Origin of the sequence: Lysobacter sp. Root690 (genome assembly GCF_001427785.1) — a bacterium.
Lineage (GTDB): Bacteria > Pseudomonadota > Gammaproteobacteria > Xanthomonadales > Xanthomonadaceae > Lysobacter.
The window spans coordinates 451,075-466,625 of sequence record NZ_LMHM01000013.1; the positions used below are offsets into that span (position 1 = coordinate 451,075).

16 protein-coding genes, 1 other RNA gene and 1 pseudogene are annotated in these 15,551 nt (G+C 64.5%); 11 read left to right on the plus strand and 7 right to left on the minus strand.

From position 1 onward, the window contains the following. Nucleotides 1–3: 3 nt before the first annotated feature. Genes ASD86_RS13970 through ASD86_RS13985 form a run of 4 tightly spaced genes read right to left on the minus strand, consistent with a single transcriptional unit; the run spans nucleotide 4 to nucleotide 2,723 of the window. The gene (locus ASD86_RS13970; protein WP_056111457.1) at nucleotides 4–441 is read right to left on the minus strand and encodes a hypothetical protein; all 438 of its coding nucleotides are present in this window, start codon (nucleotides 439–441) and stop codon (nucleotides 4–6) included. After that, on the minus strand, nucleotides 438–1,019 hold the full coding sequence (locus ASD86_RS13975) for a hypothetical protein (protein ID WP_056111460.1): 582 nt from the start codon (nucleotides 1,017–1,019) through the stop codon (nucleotides 438–440). The genes ASD86_RS13970 and ASD86_RS13975 overlap by 4 nt, the downstream gene beginning before the upstream one ends. 41 nt (nucleotides 1,020–1,060) lie before the next feature. Further along, nucleotides 1,061–1,618: an NADAR family protein gene (locus ASD86_RS13980; protein ID WP_056111463.1), complete on the minus strand. Its 558-nt coding sequence runs from the start codon at nucleotides 1,616–1,618 to the stop codon at nucleotides 1,061–1,063. A 28-nt stretch (nucleotides 1,619–1,646) separates the two neighbouring features. Then, nucleotides 1,647–2,723: a glycosyltransferase family 9 protein gene (locus ASD86_RS13985; protein ID WP_235567757.1), complete on the minus strand. Its 1,077-nt coding sequence runs from the start codon at nucleotides 2,721–2,723 to the stop codon at nucleotides 1,647–1,649. A gap of 22 nt (nucleotides 2,724–2,745) precedes the next feature. Here ASD86_RS13985 and ASD86_RS13990 point away from each other — a divergent pair, with 22 nt between their 5' ends. The 8 genes and pseudogenes from ASD86_RS13990 (at nucleotide 2,746) to ASD86_RS14025 (ending at nucleotide 8,444) form a co-directional block, all read left to right on the plus strand. Then, nucleotides 2,746–3,495, plus strand: coding sequence for a 3-deoxy-D-manno-octulosonic acid kinase (locus ASD86_RS13990; protein WP_056111466.1), 750 nt, complete (start codon nucleotides 2,746–2,748; stop codon nucleotides 3,493–3,495). A gap of 27 nt (nucleotides 3,496–3,522) precedes the next feature. Beyond that, complete coding sequence (locus tag ASD86_RS13995) at nucleotides 3,523–4,281, plus strand: MBL fold metallo-hydrolase (protein ID WP_056111468.1); 759 nt, start codon at nucleotides 3,523–3,525, stop codon at nucleotides 4,279–4,281. 81 nt (nucleotides 4,282–4,362) lie between these two features. Continuing rightward, entirely contained in the window at nucleotides 4,363–5,394 is a 1,032-nt protein-coding gene (moaA, locus tag ASD86_RS14000) for a GTP 3',8-cyclase MoaA (RefSeq protein WP_056111471.1), read from the plus strand. Beyond that, nucleotides 5,387–5,803 (plus strand): hypothetical protein, encoded by a 417-nt coding sequence (locus tag ASD86_RS27870; protein ID WP_235567759.1) that lies wholly within the window; start codon nucleotides 5,387–5,389, stop codon nucleotides 5,801–5,803. Before moaA ends, ASD86_RS27870 begins: the two co-directional genes overlap by 8 nt. Then, nucleotides 5,800–6,282 (plus strand): annotated as a pseudogene (gene moaC / locus ASD86_RS14010) (cyclic pyranopterin monophosphate synthase MoaC); the annotation flags it as partial. The gene ASD86_RS27870 and the pseudogene moaC, both read left to right, overlap by 4 nt. Before the next feature lie 203 nt (nucleotides 6,283–6,485). After that, entirely contained in the window at nucleotides 6,486–6,725 is a 240-nt protein-coding gene (locus ASD86_RS14015; RefSeq protein WP_056111476.1) for a MoaD/ThiS family protein, read from the plus strand. A gap of 3 nt (nucleotides 6,726–6,728) precedes the next feature. Beyond that, nucleotides 6,729–7,160 carry a molybdenum cofactor biosynthesis protein MoaE gene (locus tag ASD86_RS14020; protein ID WP_056111479.1) on the plus strand — a complete coding sequence of 144 codons (432 nt, stop codon included), beginning with the start codon at nucleotides 6,729–6,731 and terminating at the stop codon, nucleotides 7,158–7,160. 276 nt (nucleotides 7,161–7,436) lie between these two features. Then, nucleotides 7,437–8,444, plus strand: coding sequence for a YncE family protein (locus tag ASD86_RS14025; RefSeq protein ID WP_056111482.1), 1,008 nt, complete (start codon nucleotides 7,437–7,439; stop codon nucleotides 8,442–8,444). A 131-nt stretch (nucleotides 8,445–8,575) separates the two neighbouring features. Here ASD86_RS14025 and ffs read toward each other — a convergent pair. Further along, nucleotides 8,576–8,672: signal recognition particle sRNA small type (ffs, locus tag ASD86_RS25975), an RNA gene on the minus strand. Between the two features lie 296 nt (nucleotides 8,673–8,968). On the opposite strand from ffs, the gene ASD86_RS14030 reads away from it, so the two are divergent. Then, on the plus strand, nucleotides 8,969–9,706 hold the full coding sequence (locus ASD86_RS14030) for a metallophosphoesterase family protein (RefSeq protein ID WP_056111486.1): 738 nt from the start codon (nucleotides 8,969–8,971) through the stop codon (nucleotides 9,704–9,706). A gap of 87 nt (nucleotides 9,707–9,793) precedes the next feature. After that, complete coding sequence (locus ASD86_RS14035) at nucleotides 9,794–10,468, plus strand: energy transducer TonB (protein WP_082578341.1); 675 nt, start codon at nucleotides 9,794–9,796, stop codon at nucleotides 10,466–10,468. Between the two features lie 187 nt (nucleotides 10,469–10,655). On the opposite strand, the gene ASD86_RS14040 is transcribed toward ASD86_RS14035, so the two are convergent. Beyond that, the gene (locus tag ASD86_RS14040; protein WP_056111494.1) at nucleotides 10,656–12,398 is read right to left on the minus strand and encodes a hypothetical protein; all 1,743 of its coding nucleotides are present in this window, start codon (nucleotides 12,396–12,398) and stop codon (nucleotides 10,656–10,658) included. A 263-nt stretch (nucleotides 12,399–12,661) separates the two neighbouring features. Then, a complete protein-coding gene (locus ASD86_RS26805) occupies nucleotides 12,662–12,964 on the minus strand; it encodes a hypothetical protein (protein WP_343123609.1) in 303 nt (100 codons plus the stop codon). 155 nt (nucleotides 12,965–13,119) lie between these two features. Here ASD86_RS26805 and ASD86_RS25980 point away from each other — a divergent pair, with 155 nt between their 5' ends. Beyond that, on the plus strand, nucleotides 13,120–14,643 hold the full coding sequence (locus tag ASD86_RS25980) for an AAA family ATPase (protein WP_082578342.1): 1,524 nt from the start codon (nucleotides 13,120–13,122) through the stop codon (nucleotides 14,641–14,643). The last annotated feature ends 908 nt before the right edge of the window (nucleotides 14,644–15,551 follow it).

Sequence of the window (15,551 nt, forward strand, 5' to 3'; positions counted from 1 at the left end):
CGCTCAGCGCCGCGCAGCCAGGCGTTCGAAGAACTCGCGCCGGTCCGGATCGGCGAAGGCGCCGATGAAGCGCCGGTCGTTGTAAGGCCTGTCGTTTTGCAGCGGGCCCGGTGGGTCTTCGCTGAAGCTGCAATCGTGGTGGTACAGCGAATTGGCCTGGGTGATGCCCAGTTCGCGGCAGCGTTCGCCGATCCGCGCCTGGGTCCGCGGCGAGCAATCGCCTTCCTCGCAGATGCGCTTGATCGGCAGCAGCGCGTGGCCGGCGCTGCGGTAGGCGACGAAGCAATCCGAATCGATGAACCCGCAGCCGAAATCGCGCTGGATCGGGCTGCCGCTATGCAGCGACTGCATGTCGCGGGTGTAGGCGTTGAAGTCGTCGTCGCTCTTGTGGCTGATGCCGATCCACACCGAGACCACGTCCTCGACGCTGTCGTCGATCACCGCGGCGACTCGAAGCCGGGCAGGGCGCGTTCGTAGCCGGCTTCGTGGCATTGCGCCGGATCGCTGGCGGCATCCGGATCGGCCAGGTCGTGCCAGCTGCGCACCGCGACAGGGAAGTCGAGCGCTTGGAAGGTTTGCGCATGCTCGGCGAAGGCTTCGTCGTCGTCGAACACGCGGTCGCCGATCAGCGCTTCGATCAGGCCGCGGCCCTGCAGCAACGAGAACTGGCCTTCGCTGTCGAACTTGACGATCGGCGCGGCGGTCAGCGCGGTGCGTTCGGGGCCGTGCCAGTAGCCGAACAGATTGCTCTGGTCGTCTTCGGCGAAGAAGCTGATCTGCGCGCAGACCTCGTCGATCGCGACGATGTTGGCGGCGATCGACGGATCGGCGCGTTCGGCCGGGCTGAGGTAGCTGTCGGGATGAAGCAGGGTCGGCGCGTCGTCGGCGGCCAGCAGGCGATAGCCCAGGTCCGACAGCGCATCGTTCAAGTTCTCGTCGCCGCTGTCGCGCAGGCGCAGCAGCTGGCTCAATTCGGGTGAAGGCGGGCCGTAGTGGTCGTCGATCGATCCCAGGGGCATGGCGGTCTCGCTGGCTTGGCGGTGAAGGGTGGATGAGCTTGTCAGGCCGAGGTTGCACGCAGGCGATCGCGCACGTCCATCAAGGCGAAACCCAGCAGGTTGAGCCCTTGCCAGGCCTCGGGGCGGGTCGCGTCGGGATGATCGGCGGCCAGGCCGATGCCCCAGATCGGATCGACCGGGCTGGCCTCGACCAGCACCTGTTCGCCGGTGCTCAGCAGGAAGCCGCGCAGCCGCGGGTTCTGTTCGAACTTGGCCTGATTGCCGGCGACCACCAGCTCGTAGCGATGCGCGACCCAGCGCGCTTCGTCGTAGCCGGCGATCTTGCGGCCGAGCGCCTTGACCTTGGCCGGGTCGTCGCTGGCGACGATCTGCGCGTGGATCGCTTCATCGCCGAACAGCCGCGCCTTGCCGGCCATCATCCAGTGTTCGGCGGTGGCGTAGCGCTGGCCGTCGCGCTCGAACGGCGCCGGATACCACTGGCTGAAGCAGCTCTTGCCGACCTGGCCGGGCGTGACCCGGTGGCCCCAGAAGCATAGATAGTCGAACTGCGCGCCGGCGCTCAGCGCGGCCTGCAGGTCGGCGAGGGAACGTGAGGTCATGTGTAACGGATCCTTGTCGGTAAAAGATTTACGTGCCCGGATGATCGGCGCGGTAGCGTTCGAACGCGACGATCCCGTCGTCGACGCCGATCAGGTCCATGACCCCGTCGTGTTCGATCTTGGTGCCCCAGGCGATCTCGCTCGCGGGTTTGCCCAGGTATTTGCGCGCGGCGTCGTCGTAGCGGTCGGTGCAGTAGCGCAGGTCGCTGTACGGGCCGCTGCGCGCCGGGTTGCTGGCCGCGTGCAGGCCCAGCACCTTGGTGCCCATGGCGTTGGCGATGTGCATCGGGCCGGAGTCCGGAGTCATCAGCAACTGGCCGCGTTCGAGCAGCGCCGGCAACTGCTTGAGCGTGTCCTTGCCGACCAGGTCGAGCGCCGGATGGCGCATCGCCGCCATGATCGCGTCGGTGGTATCGCGTTCGAGCTGGCTGCGGCCGCCGCACATCACCACCCGCCAGCCGCGCTGCGCGGCGTGATCGGCGACCGCGGCGTAGCGCTCGGCGCGCCAGTTGCGCACGGTGTGGCTGGAGCACGGCGAAATCAGCAAGGTCGGCACATCGTCCCGCGGCCATTGCGCGCGCGCCCATTCGCGCGCGTCGTCGGGTACCGGCAGGTCCCAGATCACTTCGGTCTGGCGCAGGCCCAGCGGCTCGCAGAAGCTGCCGATCGCGTCGAGCACGTGGATGCCGGGCCGGTCGGGAATGCGTTCGTTGACGAACAGGCCGTGCAAATCCTTGGAACGCGCGCGGTCGTAGCCGATCCGGCGCCGCGCCGGGATGAACGCCGACAGCAGATTGGCGCGCGCGGCGACCTGCATCTGCAGCAACGCTTCGAAACGGCCGTCGGCCAGGCCCAGCGCGCGCAACTCGCGGCCGAGCGCGCGCATGCCGGCCAGCCCGCTCTTCTTGTCGTATTCGACGAATTGCACGCCCTCGAGGCCTTCGAGCAGGCGCCGCTCGCCCTTGCCGATCACCCAGGTGATCGCCGCCTGCGGCCGCGCCTCGCGCAAGGTCCGCACCAACGGCACGACGTGGGTGACATCGCCGAGCGCCGACAGGCGCAGCAGGCAGATGGTGGGAGCGGAACTGAGAGACGAATGGGTCACGTGACTTGTTAGACTCGGGCGGATGACGGGTTATGACGCCGCAGAAGGACTGACGCCGTACCGCGACGATAGCGGGTACGGTGCGATTCTGTTCGACCGCGCGCGGGTGCAGCAAGCCGCGCCGGACTGGTTCTCGCCCGCGCACTGGGGCGAAAAGGCGCGGCCGGTCGACAGCGGCGGCCGCGGCGGCGCTTGGTTCGTGGATGCGCCGTTCGGCCAGGTGGTGCTGCGGCGTTACCTGCGCGGCGGCCTGGTCGCGCGCTTCAACCGCGATCGCTACTGGTGGCAGGGCGCCAACAAGACCCGCAGCTTCGCCGAGTTCCGCCTGACCCGCGAACTCGCGCGCAAGGGCTTGCCGGTGCCGGTGCCGGTCGCGGCCTGGTATCGCCGCGACGGCCTGCATTACTACGCCGCGATCATGATCGAGCGCCTCGACGGTGTGCGTTCGCTGGCCGACCGCGCCGCGGTCGCCGGCGACGGCGCGCCGTGGGAGGAGGCCGGCCGGCTGATCGCGCGCTGTCACCGCGCCGGCCTCGACCACGCCGACCTCAACGCCACCAACCTGCTGTTCGACACCGCCGGCCAGGGCTGGGTGATCGATCTGGACCGCGGCGCGATCCGCATCCCGGCCACCGCCTGGCGCGAGCGCAACCTCGCCCGGCTCAAGCGTTCGTTGCTGAAACTGCGCGGTTCGCGCAGTCCCGAGCAGGTCGAAACCGACTTCGGCCGGTTGCGCGCGGCCTATGAACGCGCCTGGGAACGTGGTTACTAAGTACTTGGGCGAATTAAGAGGGTTGGAATGACTTGGCGGCTGCGTCTGCACGGTGTCGGCAATGCGTCGGCGGTGGAACTGGGTTCGGCGATGGCGACGCTGGAGCGCGACGGCGAGCCGTGGCTGACCGTCGACTGCGGCGGCGAGGGGCTGACCGCCTTTCTCGCCCATTACGGCCGCATGCCCGAGGCCTTGTTCGTCACCCATAACCACCTGGACCACATCGGCGGCTTCGAGCGCCTGTTCGTGGCCCATTACTTCGACGAAACCCGGCGCGGCAAGGTCCGCCTGTACGTACCGGCGCCGATCGTGCCGCTGCTGCACCAGCGCGTGGCCGACTACCCCAACGTGCTGGCCGAGGGCGGGGTGAACTTCTGGGACGCGTTCCAGCTGATCCCGGTCAGCGGCCATTTCTGGCACCGCGGCCTGCGCATGGAGGTGTTCGCGACCCGCCACCACTGGCCCGACAGCAGCTTCGGCCTGCGCCTGCGCGGCAGCGCGATCTGGACCGGCGACACCCGGCCGATCCCGGAAATGCTGGCCAAGTACGCCGACGCGGGCGAGCTGATCGCCCACGACTGCGCGCTGGAGGGCAATCCCTCGCACAGCGGCATCGAGGACCTGGAGCGCGAATACCCGCGCGCCCTGCTCGAACGCTGCCTGCTGTACCACTACGGCAGCCGCGAAGAGGGCGACGTGCTGGCCGCGCGGGGGTATCGTGTGGGCAGGCCCGGCGAGGTCGTCGACCTTGCCGATCCCACCGCCGCGCGGGCGCCGTTCGATTGAGGCGCCTGGCTTGAAAGCCATCGATTGAGCGCCATTCGATTGAGAGCTACCGATTGAGAGCCGCCGCTTGAGAGCCTTCGTGTGAACGCCGTCCCAGGTCTGTCGCTGCCGTCGGTCCCGCTGGATCGCCAGGGCCGGCCGCTGCGCGATCTGCGGCTGTCGGTGATCGAGGCCTGCAATTTCCGCTGCCCCTACTGCATGCCGGCCGAGCGCGTGCCCGACGATTACGGCCTGGATGCGGCCTCGCGCCTGAGCTTCGACCAGATCGAGACCCTGGTGCGCGGCTTCGTGCGTATCGGCGTCAGCAAGCTGCGTCTGACCGGCGGCGAACCCTTGCTGCGCAAGCGTCTGCCCGAGCTGATCGCGCGGCTGGCGCGGATCGACGGCCTGGACGACCTGGCCCTGACCACCAACGGCTCGCTGCTCGCGCGCCACGCCCGCGCCCTGCGCGAAGCCGGCCTGCGCCGCCTGACCGTCAGCCTGGACGCGCTCGACCCCGAACTATTTCGGCGCCTGTCCGGCGGCCGCGGCGAAATCGCCGAGGTGCTGGCCGGGATCGAGGCCGCGCGCGAGGCCGGATTCGCTTCGCTGAAGATCAACTGCGTGATCCAGAGCGGGGTCAACGAAGACCAAGTGCTGCCCTTGGTCGAACATTTCCGCGGCAGCGGCCACGTGCTGCGTTTCATCGAATACATGGACGTGGGCAACTGCAACGGTTGGAGCGAGCAGGGCGTGGTGAGCTCACAGGAACTGCGCGACCGCATCCACGCGCGCTGGCCGCTGCGCCCGCTCGACGCCAATTACCGCGGCGAAGTCGCCTCGCGTTACGGCTTCGCCGATGGCGGCGGCGAGATCGGTTTCGTGTCCTCGATCAGCGCGCCGTTCTGCGGCGACTGTCACCGCTCGCGCGTGTCCGCTGACGGCCGCCTGTACACCTGTCTGTTCGCCGCCGAGGGCAGCGACCTGCGCCCGGCGCTGGCTCAGGGCGAACTCGCGTTCTCGCAGCATCTGGCCACGCTGTGGACGCGCCGCAACGACCGCTACAGCGAACTGCGCGCGATGGACGCGCCGCGTTCGAAGCGGCATGTGGAAATGTTCCTGATTGGTGGCTGAGGGTGGAGCCGACCGCATCGCGTATCACCGTCTGCGCAAGCGCATGACCGACAGCCCGCTCGCGTCCCGAGGCTTCCAGCAAATCGTTAATGCGATCGACGCGCCGATCCTGGCGCCGATCGCGGCGCAACCCGAAGTCGCCGACAACCGCGACTCCGATGCCGGCACCCGCGAACTGCTGCAACATCCCTGGTGCCGCGATCTGGTCGCTCGCCTGTGCGAGAGTCTGCGCGCCGCGCACGGCGAGGTCGAATGCACCGCGCGGCCCGGCGATCTGCTTATCATGCGACCGTTGCTGCTGCATGCCTCATCCAAGGCCGTCCAACCCAGCGGACGGCGGCGGATTCTGCATTTCCTGTTCGGCCCGCGCGATCCCGGGTTCGGACTGCGTTGGAGTCTGGCGATTTGAAACCCAAAGCTTCCCTGACCCATGTCGACCGCGCCGGCCGCCCGGCCATGGTCGACGTGTCGGACAAAGCGATCAGCGCGCGCGAGGCCATCGCGCATTGCCGCGTGCGTTTTCCCGCCGCGGTCGCCGCGCAACTGCGCGCCGACGGGCTGCGCAGCAAGAAGGGCGCGGTGATCGATACCGCGATCATCGCCGGCACCATGGCGGTCAAGCGCACCCACGAATTGATTCCGTTCTGTCATCCGTTGCCGATCGACGGCTGCCGTTTCGCCATCGACTGGGATGGCGCCAACAGCCTGTCGATCGAATGCGCGGTCAAGACCACCCATCGCACCGGCGTGGAAATGGAAGCATTGACCGGCGCCACCGTCGCCGCGCTGACCGTGTACGACATGTGCAAGGCGCTGTCGCACGCGATCGTGATCGGCCCGGCGCAATTGCTCGGCAAGCGCGGCGGCAAGCGCGATTTCGGTCGTAGTGATGCGGCGACTGCGGTCGCACAATCGGGTGAGGCCGAATCGAAACGCGGCGCGGTTAAGCGAGGCAAACCGTCGGCTGAAGCGTCTGTTGCCGCGACTCACACGCGCGCGGTCAAGAAATCCGAATCCGCCAAGCACGCACCCGCCAAGCCCGCTTCGCGCAAACGCGCGGGCACGACGCGCGGCGCGCGAGGACCCGGCGCATGAGCCTGACCGTCCTGTATTTCGCCAGCCTGCGCGACGCCGCCGGTGTCGCCAGCGAATCGGTCGATGCCGACAATGCCGACCTGCGCGGCCTGTATGAGACCTTGCGCGAGCGCCACGGTTTCGCCCTGCCGGCCGAGCGCCTGCGGGTCGCGGTCGACGGCGCGTTCGCGCGCTGGGACGACGCGCCGCGCGCCGGCAGCGAAGTCGCCTTCATTCCGCCGGTGTCGGGAGGCTGAGCGATGAAACGATTCGCCCTGTCGCCGCAGCCGTTCGAGATCGCGCCGCTGCGCGAACAACTGCTCAGCGCCCACGCCGGCGCCTACGCCAGTTTCGAAGGCTGGGTGCGCGATCACCACGGCGGCCGCGCGGTCGCCGGCCTGCGCTACGAAAGCTATGCCGCGCTGGCCGACAGCGAGGGCGAGCGCATCCTGGGCGAAGCGATCGAACGTTTCGCCATCGTCGACGCGCGCTGCGTGCATCGTGTCGGCGATCTGGCGATCGGCGAACTCGCGGTCTGGGTCGGCGTCAGCGCCGCGCATCGCGATGCGGCGTTCGCCGCCTGCCGTTTCATCATCGATGAGACCAAGGGGCGGGTGCCGATCTGGAAGCATGAGCGCTATGCGGATGGGGATGCGGATTGGCTGCATCCCGAGCCGCCGGAGGTGAGTTGACGAGCGCGAGCGTTTCAAGGTGCGAAGGTCGCGGTTGCCGTGGTTAAAGCTTGAAGTCGCTGGATTCCCGCGTTCGCGGGAATGACGGCCGGAAAGAACGAATCGGCTCCGGACGAGTGCCGAAGCCGACAATCGAAAAGATCGCCGACATTCCACCTAACGTCATTCCCGCGAACGCGGGAATCCAGCGACTTTCGTTGCCGAGACCGCGGCACATGAAGCGGCAACCGCTTTGTTGTAGCGTCGGCCTTCCATATCGTCAGACCGGTCGCCCGCATGTTCCGTTCACTGTGCCTGTGCTTCTTGCTCTGCGCTTCGGTGCCCGCGGTTTCGGGCGAGCTTTTAGTCGGCAACAAGGCCGCCGACACCGTCTGGCGCCTGTCGCTGGACGACGGCCGCAAGCTCGGCGAGTTCGCCACCGGGCAGGCGCCGCACGAGATCGCGGTCAGTCACGACGCCGCGATCGCCCTGGTCGCCAACTACGGCGGCAAGGAGGCCGGTCATACGCTCAGCGTGCTCGACCTGCGCGGCGCCACGCCGCCGCGATCGATCGACCTGGGCGAGCACGGCCGGCCGCACGGGCTGCGCTTCCTGCCCGGCGATCGCGAGGCGCTGGTCACCACCGAGGCTTCGCGGCATCTGCTCCGCGTCGATATCGCCAGCGGCAAGATCGTCGCGGCGATCGCATTGGGCGAGGGCAAGGGCCACATGGTCGCGGTCGCCGCCGACGGCAAGGCCGCGTACGTGAGCAAGGTCGATCGCGGCACCCTTAGCCGCATCGACCTCACCGACAACAGCAAGACCGACGAAGTGCCGGCCGGCGCGGGCGCCGAAGGCATCGCGGTGCGGCCCGGCAGCGACGAGGTCTGGGTCAGCAATCGCGACGCCGGCAGCGTGACCGTGCACGACGCGAAAACATTGGCGATCCGCGCCACCTTGCCGAGCCCCGGCTTCCCGATCCGGGTGGTGTTCACCGCCGACGGCCGCCACGCGCTGGTCAGCAATGCGCGCGCGGGAACACTGTCGGTGTTCGATGCCAAGCGCAAGAAGCCAGTGGCGACGATCGCACTGCAGCGCGACGGCGCGCAGTACCGCGACACCATGCTCGGTCGCGCGGCATTGCCGATCGGGGTGATCGCCGATCCGAAGCGGCCGCGGGTGTATGTGGCGATCAGCGGCGGCGACGAGGTCGCGGTGATCGATCGCAAGCGCTGGAAGGTGATCGGCCAATGGAAGACCGGGCGCGAGCCCGATGCGCTGGCGTTGTCTTTCGCAACGGATTGATCGCGGCGGCGAGCGGCGCGATCCAGAGCGGCGTTGAAGTCGGCGAGCGGCAGGCGGGAGCGGCGTCCAGCCCCGTTTCGCCCGGACTCGAATCCCGAATCCCCAATCCCGAATCCCCAAAAAGGTGGCGGCCCCGCAAGCGTGACTCCGGCGCCCGAATCGGTCGATACCGTTGCTGCCTTCCGGCCCTGGCGGGATTTTCAACTTATCGTCGCGGAGGCGCCAACGGGGCCACCATAGAGATCGCATACGCGCCGGGGCGCCATGCGGTGTCCGGATCGGAGGCGGTGGCGCCGGGGGCGTCGCCGTTTCCTTCCAGAGGGGCGGCATTCTGCCTGAAACCATCGCCGCGACGCAATGCGCCGGCGCCCGGCATGGCCATCGGCCCGTACCGCAAGGCATTGCGGCCGCGCGAGCGCGGCTGTCCACGCGGCGGTGCGATGCCTGTGCGGGCCCGCTCAACCCCGCGTCCCGTCGTTCGATCATCGCGGCGACCGCCTCGTCGCAAAGGATAGAATCCCGCCATGCGCATCGCCGTCGTGTCCGACATCCATGGCAACCTCGCCGCCCTCGACGCGGTGCTGCTCGACATCGAACGCCGCGGCGTCGACCGCGTGGCCGACCTCGGCGATCTGCTGTCGGGCCCGCTGCAACCGCGCGAAACCGCCGACCGCCTGATCGCGCTGGGCTGGCCGACCATCGCCGGCAATCACGAACGCCAGGTGCTGACCGATCCGCCCGAGCGCATGGGCGAATCCGACCGCCACGCCGCCGCGCAGATCCGCCACGATCAGCGCGAGTGGATGCGAGGCCTGCCGACGACCCTGCGTTTGAACGACGAGGTGCTGCTGGTCCACGGCACCGCGCGCAGCGACCTGGAATGCTTCATCGAAACCGTCGACGTCGACGGCATGCGCGCGGCCACCCCGGACGAAGCGGCCGAACGCGCCGGCGACAGCGACGCGCGCGTGATCCTGTGCGGCCACACCCATGTGCCGCGCAGCCTGCGTCTGGCCGACGGCCGCCTGATCGTCAATCCCGGCAGCGTGGGATTGCAGGCCTACACCGGCGAACATCCGTATCCGCACCGGGTCGAAGTCGGCACGCCGCAGGCGCGCTATGCGATCGTCGAACGCGTCGACGACGGCGAATGGAACGCGCGGCTGATCGCGGTCGACTACGACTGGAACGCCGCGGCCGAACTCGCATCGCGCAACGGCCGCCCGGATTGGGCGAGGGCGTTGGCGACCGGACGGGTTTGAGCCGCGAGGCCATGCCGGGAAGTGAGCTGTCAAAACGAACGCCCGCCGCTTTCGCCGAACGCCGCAATCAAGCAACGAATCAAGGGAATGAATGACATGAAGCACGCATGCCGAATGGTCCTGCTCGGGTCGCTGTTGCTCCCGGCAAGTCAGGTCGCGGCTCAGAGCACCGACGGGCGCCTGGATCAGGCGTCCAGGTTGCGGCAGCCCGTGGGTTATCCGAAAGAGGCGATCGACAAGTGCGTCAGCGGAACGACGGTGATCATCGTCGACGTGGACGCCGAGGGGCGATTCGTCAACGCGGTCGTGGAGAAATCCAGCCGCGACCGGCACCTGGATAACGCGGCGCTGGAGGCCGCGCGCCACTGGGTCTACTTCCCGCCGCGCAACGAGAAGGGCGAGACCGAAGCGGACAGAATCCGGATCCCGCTGGATTTCGAAGAGCACGAAAGCTGCTGGACGAAAATCGTCCCCGATACCCCGGCCTATCCCGAGGCATCCTCGGTGGAACGCTATCCGCCGCAATGGCCCGGCACGATCGAGGCGAACCGGCTCAGCGGCGAAGTGGTGGTGACGCTGCTGCTCGAAAACGACGGTCGCGAGCACTCGGTCCGGATCGCGAAGTCCAGCGGCGACATGGCCATCGACCAGGCGGCCCGATGGGCGGCGAGTCAATGGACCTACGTGCCGGCCGTGGTCGACGGCAAGCCGGTGCGTTCGGTGCTGCGCTTGCCCATCGCTTACGGCAACAAGCCGAACTGACGATGTCGCGGCCGATGCATCGCGCTCGGCCCCGCCGAAGCGGATTGTTTTCGAAGGGCAGGGCAGGCGGCGCGGCGACCTGCGCCACGCCGCTTCAGATCAGCATTGAATCAAGCAGCTTCGTCCGCGAATAGCCGAGCGCATTGCACTGTCCAAGCAATTCAATGCGCCCGGCGCAGGCCATGCGTTATGAAGTCACCAACAACTGAGAAGCTTCCTTGGAAATTTCCTGGCGAATGCCCGCGTACTGATCGCCCGAAAGCTCGCGCAGCAGCTGATCCTCGATAAACACGTTGGCGTTCTCGGTGAACGCCTTGAGGTATTTGTCCTCGTTGCCGGACTTCGACAACGCGTCGACCACCTTGCCCTTGAGCAGGTCCGTGGCCGCGCCATCGGCGGCCTCGCCGGCGCCGGTTTCCAGAACCTTGTCCAGCGCGCGCACCGCGCCGCTGTCCTCGCCGAACACCGACTTGAACGAAGAACGCAGGCCGGTGCCGAGGCTGTCGCCGCCCGGCAACAGGCCGACGAACAGATTCATCATCGACTCCAGATCCGCCTTGCGCGCCGCGTCGTCCTCGGCCTTGTCGCTGAAACCGTCCAGCACCGCCTGCTCGGTCGAGGCCATGAGATGGGTCAGCTTCTGCGTCGCCTGCAGCTTTTCGTTTTCGTTGTCCGACTTCAGCGCGTTGATGTAGTCCTTCGACCACATGTCGGCGTTGCCGGCCAGCTTGTTGAGCACCTCGGTGCCTTGCTCGTTGGTCGGCGACAGGCCGGTCAGGCGTTCCAGATTGGCCATGATCCGCACGTTGCGGGTGGAATTGGTCTCGCCGTCCTCGCCGATGCCCGATTCGCCCAGGCGCTTGGTGTCGAAGATCTCCGCGCCTTTCTTCAGCATCAACTCGTTCAAGGCTTCCTGTCGGCCTTCCTTGGGCATGTTCTTGTCGGTATAGAAACCGTTGTCGCCGTAAGGATTGTTGGCCGACTGGGTGTAGACGTATTCGGCCAGATCGCCGGCATAGCTGCGCTTGTCGTCGGAATAGCGGCTTTCCTTGTCGTTGGCGACCGCCTTGATGATCAGGTTCATCGGATCGCGGTTGTAGGCGTCCGACAGCTTGCTGTCGTCGCGGTCGAGCCACGCGTTCTCGGTGGTCACCTTGCTGAAACCCTTGCTGATGTCGTCGATCACCTGCTCGCGCTTTTCCTTGTCCACGCCGTGCAGGATGTTGTTGATCACCGACTGATCCGGCCCGGCGCGATCGGCCGCGTTGATCAGCAGGCCGAGGTAATCGCCGCGCGAATTGGCGTCCTTGTCGTTGCCGGGCGCGCCGTCGTTGATCTGATCGATGGAGAACTTCTCGACGAACTTCGAGAACTCCTGATTCACGCCGCCCTTGCCGTCGTCCAGCCCAGCGAGCAAGCGGTCGAACACCTCGCCCGTGTTGTTCTCGTTCTCGTAACGAGCGCCGGCGCGACTGCCGGCCGGATTCTTGTCGACGATCTCGCCGTCGACGCCGCCCATCTTCAGGAAATCCCAGGTCACGTCCTTGTCGACCTGCCCGTTGTTGTAGCCCGAAGCCAGGCTGCTCAACACCGTCCTGCGATCGTCGGCGCTGATGCGGCCGTCGGCGACGAGCTTGTCGAGCCGATCGCCCTGCAACCACGACCCCGTCGCGCCTTTGTCGCCATCGAAGATCGCGCCCATGAAGCGGCCGCGGTCCTCATCGCTGAGCTTGGGCAGAAAGTCGCTGGCCAGCGCATCCAGACGTTTGTCGTAATCGTCCTTCTTGTGCTTGATATCGCCGACCGAATGCAATTCCTTCGCCAGATCCTCCAGTTCGGAGCGGCTGGGCGAATGATAGTTGTCGGCTTGTTTCTCGACGCCGAGCTTGACCGCGTCGACTACGCCTCGGATGGCATCCAGTGCTTCCATGATCGTCACCTCTGTTCACGGGAAGGAAGACGACATTCGCGCGACGGGCGCCACGCTCAGTCATGCATGACTGGAGCGTTGAATTTAGTTCGATCTAATTCAACTAGGGGATTCCCTAGAAAAATGGCTAAAACGGGGTGTTCCGGTGATGGGAAGTGGGGTTGGGTCACATCTGGGAATATTCATGCTCGAGCTGAGCATTTGAGCGAGCAGCTCCGTGATCGCGGAACCCTTGGGAAGCGCGTCTAAGAACTCAAATCTCATTATTGGTGTAGTTCATACTGCGGACCAGACTGTCGTTGCGCTTCTTGGTTCTCGACCTGTTGTTCTTGAGTCCTGTGTTGTTGGGTGATCTGCTCGATGCGTTCGAGGCTTCGTTCTGTGGGTGTCTGTGCCGCTGTGGCGGCATCGACACCGACGTGATGGTGCGGTCCTTGCGCGCCGTGGGATGAGGAGAACCCGAAGACCTGCACCGCGCCCTGCAAGTTTGGCCTTCCAATAACCACACCATCGAGTTGCTGGAGCAGGGTGGCCGCCTTGGTCGCTGCCAACAAGCTCGCCGCGATATTGCGACTGTATTCGCCTGTCCATCACCCGATTTCCGGAGCCTCGGTTCTGGGGCATATATCCGCCCAGCGAGAGCCTCTGGGCTAGCCTGGGCGTCACCACACGTGTAAGCGCGTTTACACTCGCCTAAGCCAAGGGAAGGGAAGGACAAAACATGCATCAGTACAAGAGTCAGATTAGGGACAGCATGATTAACGAGCTGCGCGACAAGGTTACGCGTAAAAGCTATGGCCGCTATCTCGTCAAGATGAAAATAGTTCATGTGCGAAGTTTGAAGAATCAAACGATCAACTTCGACTTTCCTGTAACCGCGCTTATTGGGCCGAATGGGGGTGGCAAAACCACAATCTTGGGCGCCGCGGCGACTGCCTACTCTTCGATCAAGCCCCGGCAATTCTTTTCAAAAAGCGGTGTGTTTGACGAAAGTATGGCTGATTGGCGAATCGAGTACGACCTCATTGATCGGGAGGTTAACAAAACGGATGTGATTCGGCGCACCGCAGCTTTTCACAGTAGTAAGTGGTCTCGCAACGCCGTTGACCGCACCACGGTCGTATTGGGCGTATCTCGGACAGTTCCAGCGAGCGAGCGCAAAGAGCTACAAAAGTGTGCGTCTGGAACCTTTTCAGTCGATGAGGCAGCCATTGGAAAAATCACGGATGCAGTTACGGCGGCGGTCGAGAAAATTTTGGGAAAGAACATCGCGGCCTACTCCCATATCAGAGTAGATAATACGGGGCGAGTTTCACTTCTCACAGGGGCGACCGATGACGGTACTAAATATTCCGAATTCCACTTCGGAGCAGGCGAGTCAAGTATCATCCGTATGGTGATGCAAGTTGAAGTGGCTCCGAAAAACAGCCTGATACTAGTGGAGGAAATAGAGAATGGCTTGCATCCTATTGCGACTGTCCGAGTCGTTGAATACTTAATAGACGCGGCGCACAGAAATAGTCTACAGGCTATATTTACGACGCACTCTAATGACGCACTGTTGCCATTGCCACCTGAAGCAATTTGGGCCTCCATAGGTGGAAAGGTCTTTCAAGGTAAGTTAGATATCGCGTCGCTCCGCGCTATCACAGGTCGCATTGAGGCTTCACTGGCAATATTTTGTGAAGACGAGTTTGCTGCCGCTTGGATAAGAGCTGTTCTCAGGGCGCAAAATCAACTTGTAATCGCGGGTGTAGAAGTCCACCCGATGGCTGGCGATGGAACAGCTGTTTCAATTAACCGTCATCATAATCATGATCCCGCTGTGCGGTTTCCTTCGCTCTGTATGATAGATGGGGACTCTCGGCAGGCTGAGAATGGCGGTGAGAAGGTGTACCGCCTGCCAGGTCAAGTGCCGGAAGCTCACGTCTTTGACAAGGTTCTCGAAGCGGATGGCGAGCACGGCCGGCTGATTATGCGTCTACATCAACCCTTCGGAGAGCAGGTTCAGAAAATAGCTGCATTGCGTGCGGTGCGCGCAGCGAATCGAGATCCTCATCTTATTTTTCAACAAGTGGCAGAGGCGTTTGGATATATGTCGCTTGATGTCGTTCGCGAGGCTTTTTTTACTACATGGGTTGAGGCCTATCCCGCAGAGGCACAGGCCATTGTCGCGCCAATTCTTCACGAATTGGCGGGTCGGCTGCCGGCACCTGAAGCGGACCCCGGCGTTGCGGTGGTGTAGGCGTCTGTAGCTCTCCTGTTAGCCGTTCCGTGAGCGTCCATACCTTCCACACATCAGCCTAAATGTGCTGAACGTGCGTCGATTCGCGTCACGCCGGGAGCATCGCATGCTTGAAGCATTATCCTTATCGGTGCGGGCTCACCAGCGCTTTCGTGATTTGAGTCGAAAGGCGCACGTCTAGTGACGGAACAGGGAGGCAGAGTAGATTTTTTCTAAACAACGAGTGATCCTCGAACACTTGCTTTGTATGGAGGCGTTGATTGGAATATTTTTGCTCTCGATCATCAATATTTCAGGGTCGAAACCTGAAGTCCTGATAGCAACAACTATCTTCGGACAATTCGAGCGCGCCAGTCGGAATTACGATTGGATCAATGCCCCGCGAACATCATGCTTAGGGATGTGTTGGCGGTGACCAGCCGTTGTCGACATCTTGAGTGACGTCGATCTAGTTGGCGCGGTCGATTGATGCTCGCAGTCGAGAAAGCACTCGACATTGTCCTTCGCGCCGCCCGATCAAACACCCAAAACAAAACAAGCCCCTGAGGTCATCAGGGGCTTGTTTCGTAATCTGGCGGAGAGAGGGGGATCCAGTACCTCGCCCCCCGGACCCCACGTTTCTCGGCAGCACGCAAACCAGGCTGTGTCCTGTTTTGTGTCCTGGTATTTTAGGGGGCAGGCACCCCAAGTACCAGAGCGTAAGAAACTAGTCGTCACTTGGCGAGCTAGTCATCTATGCACTGGCGGAAGTCTCGACACGCTAGTGGTCTGTCCTAGGTCTGCCCGCCAACTATCTGGGAGATGGCCGCTTCTTCAGTGACCTGCTCGCGGTGGGGAAGTTGGGCAAGTACCGTTGAAGGAGTGGGGCGCTGTCCTGCGAGCCTGCTGACCTTAGGGGTGTTTCCGGC